This window comes from Pseudomonas prosekii (assembly GCF_900105155.1).
In the GTDB taxonomy this organism is placed as follows: Bacteria; Pseudomonadota; Gammaproteobacteria; order Pseudomonadales; family Pseudomonadaceae; genus Aquipseudomonas; species Aquipseudomonas prosekii.
The window spans coordinates 2,524,944-2,538,805 of record NZ_LT629762.1; the positions used below are offsets into that span (position 1 = coordinate 2,524,944).

The 13,862-nt window shown below is 61.3% G+C and carries 10 protein-coding genes and 1 pseudogene; 7 read left to right on the forward strand and 4 right to left on the reverse strand.

Features of this window, described 5'->3' with window-relative positions:
* Positions 1–17: 17 nt before the first annotated feature.
* The 6 genes from BLU01_RS11510 to BLU01_RS11535 all read left to right on the forward strand — a co-directional run bounded on the left by BLU01_RS11510 (position 18) and on the right by BLU01_RS11535 (position 6,132).
* On the forward strand, positions 18–1,211 hold the full coding sequence (locus BLU01_RS11510) for an SfnB family sulfur acquisition oxidoreductase (RefSeq protein WP_092275019.1): 1,194 nt from the start codon (positions 18–20) through the stop codon (positions 1,209–1,211).
* A complete protein-coding gene (locus BLU01_RS11515) occupies positions 1,211–2,569 on the forward strand; it encodes an LLM class flavin-dependent oxidoreductase (RefSeq protein WP_092275022.1) in 1,359 nt (452 codons plus the stop codon). The genes BLU01_RS11510 and BLU01_RS11515 overlap by 1 nt, the downstream gene beginning before the upstream one ends.
* A gap of 122 nt (positions 2,570–2,691) precedes the next feature.
* A complete protein-coding gene (locus BLU01_RS11520; RefSeq protein WP_092275024.1) occupies positions 2,692–3,501 on the forward strand; it encodes a MetQ/NlpA family ABC transporter substrate-binding protein in 810 nt (269 codons plus the stop codon).
* Positions 3,502–3,503: 2 nt separating this feature from the next.
* Positions 3,504–4,625, forward strand: coding sequence for a methionine ABC transporter ATP-binding protein (locus BLU01_RS11525; protein WP_092275027.1), 1,122 nt, complete (start codon positions 3,504–3,506; stop codon positions 4,623–4,625).
* Positions 4,615–5,259 (forward strand): methionine ABC transporter permease, encoded by a 645-nt coding sequence (locus BLU01_RS11530; protein ID WP_092275030.1) that lies wholly within the window; start codon positions 4,615–4,617, stop codon positions 5,257–5,259. The genes BLU01_RS11525 and BLU01_RS11530 overlap by 11 nt, the downstream gene beginning before the upstream one ends.
* Positions 5,260–5,502: 243 nt before the next feature.
* Entirely contained in the window at positions 5,503–6,132 is a 630-nt protein-coding gene (locus tag BLU01_RS11535; protein WP_092275036.1) for a class I SAM-dependent methyltransferase, read from the forward strand.
* A 96-nt stretch (positions 6,133–6,228) separates the two neighbouring features.
* Here the strand turns inward: BLU01_RS11535 and BLU01_RS11540 are convergent, their stop codons facing one another.
* From BLU01_RS11540 to BLU01_RS11550, 3 genes are read right to left on the reverse strand one after another with little or no spacing between them, the layout of a single operon-like run.
* Positions 6,229–9,282 (reverse strand): efflux RND transporter permease subunit, encoded by a 3,054-nt coding sequence (locus tag BLU01_RS11540; protein WP_092275039.1) that lies wholly within the window; start codon positions 9,280–9,282, stop codon positions 6,229–6,231.
* Positions 9,279–10,346, reverse strand: a complete 1,068-nt coding sequence (locus tag BLU01_RS11545) for an efflux RND transporter periplasmic adaptor subunit (protein ID WP_092275042.1) — start codon at positions 10,344–10,346, stop codon at positions 9,279–9,281. Before BLU01_RS11545 ends, BLU01_RS11540 begins: the two co-directional genes overlap by 4 nt.
* On the reverse strand, positions 10,343–11,446 hold the full coding sequence (locus BLU01_RS11550; RefSeq protein WP_092275045.1) for an efflux RND transporter periplasmic adaptor subunit: 1,104 nt from the start codon (positions 11,444–11,446) through the stop codon (positions 10,343–10,345). The genes BLU01_RS11545 and BLU01_RS11550 overlap by 4 nt, the downstream gene beginning before the upstream one ends.
* A 317-nt stretch (positions 11,447–11,763) precedes the next feature.
* Between BLU01_RS11550 and BLU01_RS11555 the strand changes: the two genes are divergently transcribed.
* Positions 11,764–12,924, forward strand: coding sequence for an AAA family ATPase (locus tag BLU01_RS11555; RefSeq protein ID WP_092275048.1), 1,161 nt, complete (start codon positions 11,764–11,766; stop codon positions 12,922–12,924).
* Positions 12,925–13,212: 288 nt separating this feature from the next.
* Here the strand turns inward: BLU01_RS11555 and BLU01_RS11560 are convergent.
* Positions 13,213–13,671 (reverse strand): annotated as a pseudogene (locus BLU01_RS11560) (glutamine ABC transporter substrate-binding protein); the annotation flags it as partial.
* Positions 13,672–13,862: the final 191 nt, after the last annotated feature.

Consider the following 13,862-nt stretch of genomic DNA (forward strand, 5'->3'; position numbering starts at 1 on the left):
GACCTCTGGAGAAACACATGCCTCTTTCTCACCACGTCGCGGTCATAACCAGCGATGAGCAAGCCCTGATTGTTGCCAGCGATCTGGCCGACGATTTCAAACGCGACAGCGCCCTGCGCGACCGCGAGCGCCGCTTGCCGCACCCCGAACTCGAAGTGTTTTCACGCTCGGGCCTGTGGGGCATCAGCGTGCCCAAACAGTACGGCGGCGCCGGGGTTTCCAACGTCACGCTGGCCAAAGTCATCGCGCTGATTGCCCAGGCGGACGGCTCGCTCGGACAGATCCCGCAGAACCATTTCTATGCCCTCGAAGTGCTGCGCGTAAACGGCAACGAAGAGCAGAAAAAACGCCTTTACGCCGAAGTATTGGCCGGCCAGCGCTTCGGCAATGCGCTTGCCGAACTCGGGACAAAAACCGCGCACGACCGCGTCACCAGCCTCAAACGCGACGGTGACGGCTATCGCATCAACGGCCGCAAGTTCTACGCCACCGGCGCGATCTACGCGCAGCGAATCCCCACTTCAGTGGTGGATGAAAACGGCGTGCAGCAATTGGCGTTCGTGCCGCGCGACAGCCAGGGCCTGACCGTGATCGACGACTGGAGCGGCTTCGGCCAGCGCACCACCGGCAGCGGTTCGGTGGTGTTCGAAGACGTCTACGTCGCCGCTGAAGACGTGATCCCATTTCAAAGCGCGTTCGAACGCCCGACCACCGTCGGCCCGTTGGCGCAGATCCTTCATGCGGCCATCGACACCGGCATCGCCCGCGCCGCGTATGAAGATGCGCTGCACTTTGTGCGCACCAAAACCCGGCCGTGGATCGACGCCACCCACGAAAAAGCCATCGACGATCCACTGACGATCAAGAGCTTCGGCCACTTGAGCATTCGTCTGCACGCCACCGAAGCCTTGCTCGAACGCTCGGGTGAATTCCTCGACCAGGCGCAAGCCAACCCCAACGCGCAAACCGTGGCCGCTGCTTCGATTGCGGTCGCCGAGGCCCGCGCGATCAGCACCGAAATCTCCCTCACCGCCGGCAGCACCTTGTTTGAACTGGCCGGCAGCCAGGCAACGTTGATCGAGCATGGCCTCGACCGCCACTGGCGCAACGCGCGGGTGCACACGCTGCACGACCCGGTGCGCTGGAAGTATCACGCGGTGGGCAATTACTACCTCAACGATGAAAACCCGCCGCTGCGGGGGACTATCTGATGGCCGAGGCGAAAAAGAAAATCCTCCTCAACGCGTTCAACATGAACTGCGTCGGCCATATCAACCACGGCTTGTGGACGCATCCACGCGACAACTCAACCCAATACAAAACCCTCGAATACTGGACCGAACTGGCGCAGTTGCTCGAGCGCGGACTGTTCGACGGGTTGTTTATCGCCGACATCGTCGGCGTGTACGACGTCTATCAAAACTCGGTGGATGTGCCGCTGAAAGAGTCGATCCAGTTGCCGGTCAACGACCCGCTGCTGCTGGTCTCGGCGATGGCGGCAGTGACGAAAAACCTGGGTTTCGGCCTCACCGCCAACCTGACTTACGAACCGCCGTATCTGTTCGCCCGACGCATGTCGACGCTGGACCATTTGAGCCGTGGACGGGTCGGCTGGAACATCGTTACCGGTTATCTCGACAGCGCCGCCAAAGCCATGGGTTTGAGCGAACAGGTCGAACACGACCGCCGCTACGATCAGGCCGACGAATACCTGCAAGTGCTCTACAAACTCTGGGAAGGCAGTTGGGAAAACGACGCGGTGCTCAACGATCCCGAGCAGCGGATCTATGCGCAACCGGAGAAAGTGCACAAGGTCGAGCACAAAGGCGAGTTCTATCAGGTCGAGGGTTATCACCTCTGCGAACCATCGCCGCAGCGCACGCCGGTGCTGTTTCAGGCCGGCAGTTCGGAGCGCGGTTTGCTGTTCGCCGGGCGCCATGCCGAGTGCGTATTCATCAGCGGCCAGAACAAACCGTCGACCAAGGTTCAGGTGGACAAGGTCCGCGCCAGCGCGGTCGAGGCCGGGCGCAATCCCGAGGACGTCAAGGTGTTCATGGGGTTGAACGTGATCGTCGGCGCCACCGAAGAACTGGCCTGGAAGAAGCACGCCGAGTACCTGAGCTACGCCAGTGCCGAAGCCGGTGTCGCGCATTTTTCGGCATCGACGGCGATTGATTTTTCCCAGTACGAAATCGACGAACCGATCCAGTACGTGAAGAGCAACGCGATTCAGTCGGCGACCAAGAATCTGCAAAACAATGACTGGACCCGACGCAAATTGCTTGAGCAACACGCCCTCGGTGGCCGCTATATCACCGTGGTCGGCTCGCCTGTGCAAGTGGCGGATGAGCTGGAATCGTGGATCGCCGAAACCGGCCTGGACGGCTTCAACCTGACGCGGATCGTCACGCCGGAAAGCTATGTCGATTTCATTGATCTGGTGATCCCCGAGTTGCAGCGTCGTGGCTCGTACAAAACCGCCTACGACAGCGGCAGCCTGCGCGAGAAGCTGTTTCACGGTGAAGCGCATCTGCCGCAGCAACACACTGGCGCCGCGTTCCGCCGCTAAAAGCTTCGCGGGCAAGCCTCGCTCCTACAAGGGCACCGCAACCCCCTGTAGGAGCGAGGCTTGCCCGCGAAGAGGCCCTACCAAACACCCAAATTTTTTCTGCACTGACTGGAATAACCATCATGACCAAGCACTACCTCTCCCACCCAGTCAAAGCACTGGCCCTGGCCCTCGGCCTCTTCAGCTCCATCACGTTCGCCGCCGAAGCGCCGCTGAAAGTCGGCACCACCGCTGCGTTCGCCATTCCGCTGGAAGCCGCTGTCGAAGAGGCTTCCAAACAAGGCCTGAAAGTCGAGCTGGTCGAGTTCACCGACTGGATCGCGCCGAACGTCAGCCTCGCTGCCGGCGACATCGACGTGAACTACTTCCAGCACATCCCGTTCCTGGAAAATGCAAAAACCGCTGCCGGTTTTGACCTGGTGCCGTTCGCCCCGGGAATCATCAACAACGTCGGCCTCTATTCGAAAAAATACAAAAGCTTCGACGAGCTGCCGGAAGGCGCCAGCGTCGCCATCGCCAACGACCCGATCAACAGCGGTCGCGGTTTGCAGCTGCTGGCCAAGGCCGGTTTGATCACGCTGAAACCGGGCGTCGGCTACAAAGCCACCGAAGAAGACATCATCGCCAACCCGAAGAAAATCAAAATCCTCCAGGTCGAAGCCGTGCAACTGGTGCGCGCCTACGACGACGCTGATCTGGTTCAGGGTTACCCGGCCTACATTCGCCTGGCGAAGACCTTCGATGCCGGTTCGGCGCTGCTGTTCGATGGCCTCGATCACAAGGAGTACGTGATCCAGTTCGTGATCCAGCCGAACAGCAAAACCGACCCGCGCCTGATCAAATTTGTCGATATTTACCAGCATTCGCCGGCCGTCCGCGCCGCGCTCGACAAGGCGCACGGCAAGCTCTATCAAGCCGGTTGGGAAAGCTGAGCATGACGGCCGCGATCCAACGGCGACTGGATATTCCAGAGCCTCAGAAAGCTCAACAGACCGAACTGCACCCGGACCTCAATAGTGCCCACGTGCGCTTCATCGGCCTGGGCAAAACCTACAACGGCAAGCAAGGTCCGGTGGCGGCGCTGCACGGCATCGACCTGGCGATCCAGCGCGGTGAAGTGTTCGGCATTATCGGCCGCAGCGGCGCTGGCAAGTCGTCGCTGATTCGCACGATCAATCGGCTGGAGCAACCGAGCAGCGGCCGCGTGTTGATCGATCAAATCGACATCGGCGACTTCGACGAAGACCGCCTGGTCGCGCTGCGTCGGCGCATCGGCATGATCTTCCAGCACTTCAACCTGATGTCGGCCAAGACCGTTTGGCAGAACGTCGAGTTGCCGCTGAAAGTGGCCGGTGTGCCCAAGGATCAGCGCGAGAAGAAAGTCCGAGAATTGCTCGAACTGGTCGGCCTGCAAGAGAAACACAAGGCCTACCCTGCGCAGCTGTCCGGCGGGCAGAAACAACGTGTCGGCATCGCCCGCGCGTTAGTGCACGACCCGCAGATTCTGCTGTGCGACGAGGCGACTTCGGCGCTCGACCCGGAGACCACTCAATCGATCCTCGGGCTGCTGCGCGAGATCAATCAACGCCTCGGTTTGACCATCGTGCTGATTACTCACGAAATGGCGGTGATCCGCGATATCTGCGACCGCGTCGTTGTGCTGGAACATGGCCGCGTCGTCGAGCAAGGCCCGGTGTGGGAGGTTTTCGGCAACCCGCAGCACGAAGTCAGCAAGACCTTGCTCGCGCCGCTGCAACACGCGCTGCCGGAAGAATTGCAAAGCCGTTTGAGCGCGCAACCGCAGTCTGCGCAAGCGGCGCTGGTGTTGCGTGTGCAATTCACCGGCAGCGCCACCGATGAACCGGACCTGGCGGCGCTGTTCGGCGCGCTCGGTGGCCGCGTGCGGTTGCTGCAGGGCGGCGTCGAGCGGATTCAGGGACATGCGCTGGGGCAATTGCTGCTGGCGGTGACAGGCGCGTCGGCCAGCGCCGAGCAATTACGCCAGCGCGCCAGTCAGTGGGCGCAGCACGTGGAGGTCGTCGGTTATGTGGTTTGATCGCTTGCTGCAAGGTTTTATCGACACCTTCCTGATGGTCGGCGTGTCGTCGTTGATTGCGCTGCTGGCGGGGATTCCGATGGCGGTGATTCTGGTCACCAGCTCCAGGGGCGGCATCTACGAAGCACCGACGCTGAACCGCGTGCTGGGCGCGTTCGTGAACCTGTTTCGCTCGATTCCGTTCCTGATTCTGATGGTCGCGCTGATTCCGTTCACCCGGCTGATCGTCGGCACCACGTACGGCGTCTGGGCCGCCGTGGTGCCGCTGACCATTGCCGCCACGCCGTTTTTTGCGCGCATCGCCGAAGTCAGCTTGCGCGAAGTCGATCACGGTTTGGTCGAGGCTGCGCAAGCCATGGGTTGCCGCCGCTGGCACATCGTCTGGCACGTGCTGTTGCCCGAAGCGCTGCCGGGGATTGTTGGCGGTTTCACCATTACGCTGGTGACGATGATCAACTCCTCGGCCATGGCTGGGGCGATTGGCGCTGGTGGGCTGGGGGACATCGCCTATCGCTACGGTTATCAGCGTTTTGACAGCCAGATCATGCTGACGGTGATTGTGCTGCTGGTGGTGTTGGTGGCGATTATCCAGCTCGGCGGGGATCGTTTGGCGAAAGGCCTGAACAAACGCTGATTGTGGCGAGGGGGCTTGCCCCCGTTCGGCTGCGCAGCAGTCGCAAAATGGGCGACCTTATTCAGCTGACACACCTCATTGGATGATTGGGGGGCGCTTCGCGACCCAACGGGGGCAAGCCCCCTCGCCACAGGTCATCGTCCGCAGGTGCAGCGCTACAAAACCTGCCCGCGAATGGCTGCGCAGCAGCCCCAAGGTTGATGGCGTATATTCGGCAAATCCCAATTGCCTGCGCAGCCGACCATGAAACAGTCCCCCGACGACCTCCAGCAAATCACTTCCACGACGCTCGGCCACTACAACTCGGTGGCCGAGAGTTTTCGCGAGGGGACGCGTGACCATGATGTGCGGCAGAACATCGATGCGCTGCTGCGGCATATTCAGGCTGGCGCGCCGTTCAACATCCTCGATTTCGGCTGCGGGCCGGGGCGTGATTTGCAAACGTTCACGCGCATGGGTCACATCGCCGTCGGCCTCGACGGTTCGGAAAAATTTGCGCAGATGGCCCGCGAGGACAGCGGTTGCGAGGTCTGGCAGCAGGACTTTCTCAAGCTCGATCTGCCGGACGAACGCTTCGACGGGATCTTCGCCAATGCCGTGCTGTTTCATATTCCGCGTCAGGAATTGCCGCGAGTATTGAAAGAGCTGCATGCGGCGCTGAAACCGGCTGGCGTGTTGTTCAGCTCCAATCCGCGCGGGGCCAATCAGGAAGGCTGGAACGGTCCGCGTTACGGCGCTTATCACGATCTGCCGGCATGGCAGGCGTTACTGACCGAGGCCGGGTTTGTCGAACTGGAGCATTACTACCGGCCAGCAGGTTTGCCGCGCGAGCAACAGCCATGGTTGGCGAGTGTCTGGCGTAAGCCGGCGTAGCCTGAGAAGACGCCATCGCGAGCAAGCTCGCTCCCACAGGGGCATGCAGGCAACTGTGGGAGCGAGCTTGCTCGCGATAGGCGCGAAGCGCTCGCCTTATTGCGCTTCTTTCTTCGGTTCGCGGATTTTGTACCAGGCGACGTACAGCGCTGGCAGGAACAGCAGCGTCAGCAAGGTCGCGACGATAATCCCGCCGATCATCGCGTAGGCCATCGGCCCCCAGAACACTTCGCGGGCAATCGGGATCATCCCCAGACTCGCCGCCGCAGCCGTCAGCAGAATCGGCCGACGACGATGCTCGGTGGCTTGCGACACCGCATCCCACGGCTCAAGGCCTTCCTTCTCCAGCGCCTCGATTTGCGTCACCAGAATCACCGAGTTGCGGATGATGATGCCGATCAACGCGAGAATCCCGAGGATCGCCACAAAGCCCATCGGCGTGCCGGTCGGAATCAGCGCCAAGACCACGCCAATCAACCCGAGCGGCGCGACGCTGGCGACCAGGAACAGCTTCTGCACGCTGTGCAACTGGATCATCAGGAACGTCGCCATCAGGAACAGCATCAGCGGCACAACCTTGGCAATCGGCCCTTGCGCCTTGGCGCTTTCCTCGACGGTGCCGCCGGTGGCGACCTTGTAACCCACCGGCAATTCGGCAGCGAATTTGTCGATGGTCGGTTGCAGCTGTTTCACCAGATCGGTCGGCTGGATCTCGTCGCGCACCGCAGCCTTGATGGTGATCGTCGGTTTGCGGTCGCGACGCCACACCAGCGGTTGCTCCAGCTCATAACGCACCGTGGCGAACGCCAGCAGCGGAATCGAGGTGCCGCTCGGCGTGACGATCTGCAGGTTTTGCAGGGTTTCCGGCGTGCCGCGCTCGGCATCCTCGGCGCGCCCGACGACGTTGATCAGGTAAATGTCATCGTCCACCTGAGTGATCGGCGAGCCAACGACAATGCTGTTCATCAGGTTGGCCACGTCTTCCGACGACAGCCCCAGTTGCCGCGCCTTGTCCTGGGCGATGTCGATGCGCAGGACTTTGCCCGGCTCGTTCCAGTCGTAGATGATTTCGCCGATGTGCGAGTTTTGATCCAGCGCGGTGGCCAGTGCGATGGCGTGTTTGCGCACCTGATCGATGTCCTTGCCGCTGACCCGGTACTGGATCGGCCGCCCTACCGGCGGGCCCATTTCCAGCGCCTGCACATAACTGCCGATACCGACGAAGTCCTTGCGCAGCCGCTCGCGCAAGCGCTGGCTCAACTCGGCGCGCGACTCCAGGCCTTTGCTGACGATGATCAATTGCGCGTAGTACGGGTTCTGCAATTGCTGGTCGAGCGGCAGATAGAAACGGATCGCACCTTCGCCGATGTAAGTGCTCCAGCGCACGATGTCCGGGTCGTCCTTGAACGTCGCTTCGAGCCTGTCCACAGCCTTGCGCGTTTCCTCGATCGAGGCGTTTTGCGGCAGGTTGAGGTCAACCAGAATCTCCGGCCGGTCCGAGGACGGGAAGAACTGGTTCTGCACGAACTGCATGGAAAACACCGACGCCGCGAACAACGCGATGGTGATACCGATGGCCCACCAGCGATGACGCATGGCCCAGAACATGCTCGCGTTGAACGCGCGGCCGATGCGCCCAGGCTCGGCGGAATGCGGCTTCACTTCGGCGCTGAGGATGTGCACGGCGATCACCGGCGCGAACAGTACCGCGACCACCCACGACACTAGCATCGCCACGGCAATTACCGCGAACAGGGTGAAGGTGTACTCACCGGCGGAACTGGCGTTGAGGCCGATCGGCACAAAACCGGCGACGGTCACCAGCGTGCCGGTGAGCATCGGGAACGCGGTCGAGGTGTAGGCGTACGTGGCCGCCTGCTCCTTGGTTTCGCCCATTTCCAGGCGCGTGACCATCATCTCGACGGTGATCATCGCGTCGTCCACCAACAGGCCGAGGGCGATGATCAAGGCGCCGAGGGAAATCCGCTGCATGGTGATGCCGCTGTATTCCATGAAGACGAAAACCATCGCCAGCACCAGCGGAATCGAGCACGCCACCACCAGACCGGCGCGCACGCCGAGGCTGATGAAGCTGACGATCAACACAATCACCACCGCTTCAAACAACGCGCTGGTGAAACCGCCGACGGCTTTTTCCACCACCGCGGCCTGATCGGAGACGTTGTTGACGCCGACGCCCACCGGCAGGTCGGCGGTCAGGTCGGTCATGCGCTGGTGCAGCGACTTGCCGAATTCCTGGATGTTGCCGCCCTTCTTCATCGCAATCGCCAGACCGATGGCCGGGCGACCGTTGAAGCGGAATTGCGGGGTTGCCGGGTCGACATAACCACGGCTGATTTCAGCGATATCGGCCAGTCGATAGAAGCGATCATTGAGCCGCAGATTGACGTCGGCCAAGTCCTTCTCGGACGCAAACTGCCCGGAAGTGCGCACCGAAATACGCTCCGGCCCGGCCTCAATGACACCGGCCGGGGTCACCGCGTTCTGGGATTGCAGGCTCTGCACCACTTGACGCTGATCGATGCCCAGCGCCGCGAGTTTGCGCGTCGAGAAGTTCAGGTACAGGACTTCATCCTGCTCGCCGATCATCTCGACTTTTCCCAAGCCAGGCACGTCGCGAATCGCCGCGCGCACCTGCTCGACGTAATCGCGCAACTGGCGCATCGACAGGCCGTCGGCGGTAAACGCATACACCGAACCGTAGACATCGCCGAATTCGTCGTTGAATCCCGGCCCTTGCAAGCCCTGCGGGAAGTCGCCGCGAATGTCGTTGATCTTCTTGCGCACCTGGTACCAGATTTCCGGGATGTCCTTGGCGCTGGTGGTGTCGCGCAGGTACACGAACACCGTGGATTCACCGGGCCGCGTGTAGCTTTTCACGTAGTCGAGGGAATCGAGTTCCTCGAGTTTTTTCTCGATGCGGTCAGTGACCTGCTTGAGGGTTTCTTCCTGGGTCGCGCCCGGCCAGCGGGTTTGAATCACCATGGTTTTGATGGTGAAGGAGGGGTCTTCCTCGCGGCCAAGGTTCATGTACGAGAACACGCCCATCAGCAACGCGACGAACATCAGATACCAGACAAACGACTGATGTTTGAGGGCCCATTCGGATAAGTTGAAACTCCCTTTCATCGCGGGCTTTCCTCGTCGATTTTGACTTTTTGCCCGGGTTTCAGGCTGTTCACACCGGCACTGACCACGCGCTCACCGGACTTCACACCGCTGGCCAGGACCACGGTCGAATCGGTGCGGCTGATCAGGCTGACGTCACGCGGGGCAACCGTCTGGCTCTGCGGATCGACGACCCAGATGCGGCTTTTGCCATCGACCTCTTGCAGCGCGCTGAGCGGCAATTCGAGGCGCGGCTTGATCGCCGAGCTGAGCGTTACGCTGATCGCCGTACCGAGGCGAAAGCCCGCTGGGGTGTCGGTCAGCGTCAGGCGCGCGCGGCGAGTACGGGTCGCACTTTGTGCCTGCGGTTCGATTTCACGAATGATCGCGGTGCTGGTGATGCTCGGGTCCAGTTGCGAGGCGACCTGAAACACCACGTCCGCCGGCAACTGATCGACGAGGCTGTCGGGCAGGTCGATCACCGCTTCCTTGATGTCCGGTTGCGCCAGCGTCACCACTTGCTGGCCGGCGGTGACGACCTGGCCCGCCTCGGCGTTCCACGCGGTGACGATGGCTTTGTGATCGGCGCGCAGTTGCACGTAGTTGAGCTGGTCCTTGGCCTGATCGACCGACGCCTTGGCTTGATCGAGCGAGGCCTGGGTGGTTTTCAGGTCAGTCTGGGCGATGTCCAGTTGCGCCTGCGCGCCGACCCCGCGATCAAACAATTCCTGCTGGCGGCGGGCGCTGGCCTGGGTGTTGATGAACTGCGCGCGGATCCGCGCCAGATCACCTTCGGCGGCGCGCAACTGGTTCTGTTGATCGGTCGGGTCGAGGGTGGCGAGCAACGCGCCCTTCTGCACTTCGGCGCCGACATCGACCTCACGGCTGGCGATCCGCCCCGGAATGCGGAAACCGACATTGCTTTCGTAACGCGCCTGAATGCTCCCGGCGAACCGCCCGAGGTCTTCCTGATTCAGCGCTTTGACTTCAATCGACAAGACCGGGCGCACCGGCTCCGGCGGCGCCTCTTCTTTCGAGCACGCGGCCAGCAGCAAGCCGGCAGACAGCAGCATCAGGCGCTTCATTGGTCAGCCCCCGGCGCCAGATCCTTGTAGGTGTTTTCGGCGATTTCCACTTTCATTCCCGGGTGCAGCAGTTGGCCGCCAGCGATGATGACTTTCTGCCCGGCGTCGAGGCCGTCGCTGACGATGACTTTGCCGGTCAGGTAGCGGCCGACGGTGACGTTGTGCAATTGCGCTTTACCGTCGCCGTCGACCAGCCACACGGCGGGTTCGCTGAGGTTTTTGGTCAGCGCCGACCAGGGCAGTTCGACGGCGGATTTGCCGGCGGTTTTCGCCGTGGCGCTGACCACCGAGCCGAGTTGCATGCCTTCGGGCAGGCCATGCAGGGTGACTTTGACTTGCACGGTGCCGGTTTGCGCCGAGACCGCCGGGGTGATTTCGCGCACGGTGCCGGTGGTTTTTATGTTCGGATTGCCGAGCAGGCTGACCACCAGCGACTTGTCCGAGGGCGGCTCGGCCAGCAGCGATTCGTAGACGTTGAACACGGCATCGCGCTCGCCGTCACGCGCGAGGCTGAAGATCGGCACGGTGGCTTGCACCACTTGCCCGACTTCGGCCTGGCGCGCGGTAATGATGCCCGGCGCTTCGGAAATCAACGAGGTGTAGCTCAGTTGTTCGCGCGCGTTGGCCAGTTGTGCCTGAGCGGCGGTCAGCGCGCTCTGGCTGCTGCGCAAGGCGGCTTGCGCAGCGTCGAATTCGCTTTGGCTGGTGTAACCCTTGGGCAGGAGTTTTTGCTGGCGGACGAACGCGGCGGCGGTCTGTTTGACCCGCGCCTGTTCGGCAACGACTTGCGCCTGGGCGGAATTGACGTTGGTCTGCAGGTCTTTCGGGTCGAGTCTGGCCAATACCTGTTTGGCCGAAACCCGGTCGCCGACCTCGACTTTGCGCTCGATGATTTTGCCGCCGACACGGAACGACAACTCGGTCTGCACGCGCGCCTGGACATCGCCGGTGAGCGTCACCGCAGCGGCGTAATCAGCCGGCTGCACCGCTTGCACGAACACCCGTGGCAGGTCTTTTTCGACTGGTTTTTCATCACCACATGCCGTCAGCAGAGCAACAACGCCCAGCCCCGCCATAATTTTCAACCCGGTACCCGCCATGCAGACTCCTTTTCGTGGTACGAACGTGCAAGTGACGATACGACTGTGAGCTTAGAACAGGGTTCAACGCCCGCTAGGGTTTACTGCAAACCGTGTGGCTGACACTCAATCCCGCCGCCCAACGATGACCTGTGGCGAGGGGGCTCGCCCCCGTTCGACTGCGCAGCAGGCGTATTTGGTATTTCTGACAAAACAACGGGGCCGCTTCGCAGCCCAACGGGGGCAAGCCCCCTCGCCACAAAGGCTCGCTCCCGCAAGGGATCTTCAAGTTGCCGAAGATAAGGCAAACTGCCCCGCTACGCAGCAGGAAGCTTCCCATGCTCAAGACTCTCGCGGTGGCCAATTACCGCTCGATCAATAAATTGGTGATTCCGCTGGGCCGGTTGAACCTGATCACCGGCCCCAATGGCAGCGGCAAATCCAACCTCTATCGCGCGTTGCGCCTGTTGGCGGAAACCGCTCAGGGTGGCGTGATCAATGCGCTGGCGCGTGAGGGCGGGCTCGATTCGACGTTCTGGGCCGGCCCGGAAACCATCAGCCGCCGCATGCGCAACGGCGAAGTGCCGATTGAAGCCACCGTGCGCCAAGGCGTCAAACGCCTGCGCCTGGGGTTTGCCGGGGAAGATTTCAGTTATTCGATTGCCTTGGGCCTGCCGGAGAAAACCCTTTCGTACTTTTCCCTCGACCCGGAAATCAAAAAGGAATGCATCTGGTCCGGCCCGCACTATCGCCCCGCGAGCCTGCTGGTGGACCGCGAGGGCCCGATGATTCGCGCGCGCGAAGGCCGCAGTTGGGACGTACTGGCGCAGCACACACCGAATTTCGACAGCCTGTTCGATCAGGTCGGCAGTTTCCGCACTTCACCGGAAGTCATGCACCTGCGCGAATTCATCCGCCGCTGGCGCTTCTACGATCACTTTCGCAGCGACGCCGACGCCCCGGTGCGCCAGCCGCAACTGGGCACGCGCACGCCGGTGCTGCACCACGACGGTCGCGACCTCGCCGCCGCGTTGCAGACTATCCGCGAGATCGGCGATCCCGAGGCGCTGCAAGCCGCGATCAGCGACGCCTTCCCCGGCGCGCGACTGAACATCGCGCCGCTACAGGGCGGGCGGTTTGCGATTGAGTTTTATCAGGAAGGTTTGCTGCGGCCATTGTCGGCGGCGGAATTGTCCGATGGCACGTTGCGCTATCTGTTGCTGGTCGCGGCGCTGCTGACGCCCCGGCCGCCGACGCTGATGGTGCTGAACGAGCCGGAAACCAGCCTGCACCCGGACCTCTTGCCGGCGCTGGCGCGCTTGATCATCCGCGCGTCCGAGCAGTGTCAGGTGTGGGTGGTGTCGCACGCGCGGCAGTTGATTTCAGCGCTGCAGGAAGACCTGGAATGCAATTGCATCGTGCTGGAGAAAACCCTGGGCCAGACCGGGATTGTCGGCCAGCGGATGCTGGATGAACCGGCGTGGAACTGGCCGGATTGAGTGTCGGGCTTGAGAATGCCCCTCACCCTAACCCTCTCCCCAAAGGGGCGAGGGGACTGACCGAGGTGTTCTTAGAGCTGCATCGACCTGAAAAACCGAGTTGAACTCAGGCTCTGAAGAGAATTAACACTCGAAATATCGAGCCGAACTCAGGCTTGAAAAGACGATACGTCTGCCGAACCTATACTTTGAAAAGCATGAAGATCGGCTCCCTTTCCCCTCTCCCCTCTGGGGAGAGGGTTGGGGTGAGGGGTTGGTTCTCAGCCACACCGCAGAATCAACAGAGAATCACCCTTGCCACTTGCCACCTTCAACAATCACGCTTTCAGGCTTGGTGTCGTCGCTCAGTTCTTTGCGCACGTATTGGTCGTACAGTTTGAGCAGATACTTCTCTTCACCCAACTTCACCAACTCGGTGTTCACCCAATCGCGCAGTTCGATATTGCCCTTCTTCACCGCTGGCGCAATCGGTGCTTCGGCGCCCAGAGTCTGCTCCAGCACCCGGTAGCCGGGGTTTTGTTTGGCCCAGCTGAACAGCACCAGATTGTCCTGCGCATAGGCATCACCGCGACCATTGGCCAGTGCTTGCAGCGACTCGGAGTTTTTCTCGAACTTGAGCAATTTCCAGTCCGGGTGATTTTTCGTCAGCCAGATATCCGCCGTGGTGCCCGTTGTGACGATGGTCGTGCGGCTCGCCAAGTCGTCCAGGGTTTTCACCGAGCTGCCCTGCGGCAGCAAGGCTTGCAAAAAGCAGAATTTAATACCGCTAAAGCATATTGATATCACGCAAAAAACTATCTGCGGATGTGCGCTGAAAGCGGCGAAGGAGCGGAGAAAAGTTGATCGATCAGATTTCCTGAATCACACAAATCCTTGTGGGAGCGAGCTTGCTCGCGATGGCTGACTGACATTCGAAACTTGCATCGCCTGACCCGGCG

Bases quoted from the DNA above. Each gene is read 5' to 3' on its own strand.
- BLU01_RS11555 (WP_092275048.1), top strand. From the start codon at position 11,764: ATGCTCAAGACTCTCGCGGTGGCCAATTACCGCTCGATCAATAAATTG.
- BLU01_RS11550 (WP_092275045.1), bottom strand. From the start codon at position 11,446: ATGGCGGGTACCGGGTTGAAAATTATGGCGGGGCTGGGCGTTGTTGCT.
- BLU01_RS11510 (WP_092275019.1), top strand. From the start codon at position 18: ATGCCTCTTTCTCACCACGTCGCGGTCATAACCAGCGATGAGCAAGCC.
- BLU01_RS11515 (WP_092275022.1), top strand. From the start codon at position 1,211: ATGGCCGAGGCGAAAAAGAAAATCCTCCTCAACGCGTTCAACATGAAC.
- BLU01_RS11530 (WP_092275030.1), top strand. From the start codon at position 4,615: ATGTGGTTTGATCGCTTGCTGCAAGGTTTTATCGACACCTTCCTGATG.
- BLU01_RS11540 (WP_092275039.1), bottom strand. From the start codon at position 9,282: ATGAAAGGGAGTTTCAACTTATCCGAATGGGCCCTCAAACATCAGTCG.
- BLU01_RS11520 (WP_092275024.1), top strand. From the start codon at position 2,692: ATGACCAAGCACTACCTCTCCCACCCAGTCAAAGCACTGGCCCTGGCC.
- BLU01_RS11535 (WP_092275036.1), top strand. From the start codon at position 5,503: ATGAAACAGTCCCCCGACGACCTCCAGCAAATCACTTCCACGACGCTC.
- BLU01_RS11525 (WP_092275027.1), top strand. From the start codon at position 3,504: ATGACGGCCGCGATCCAACGGCGACTGGATATTCCAGAGCCTCAGAAA.
- BLU01_RS11545 (WP_092275042.1), bottom strand. From the start codon at position 10,346: ATGAAGCGCCTGATGCTGCTGTCTGCCGGCTTGCTGCTGGCCGCGTGC.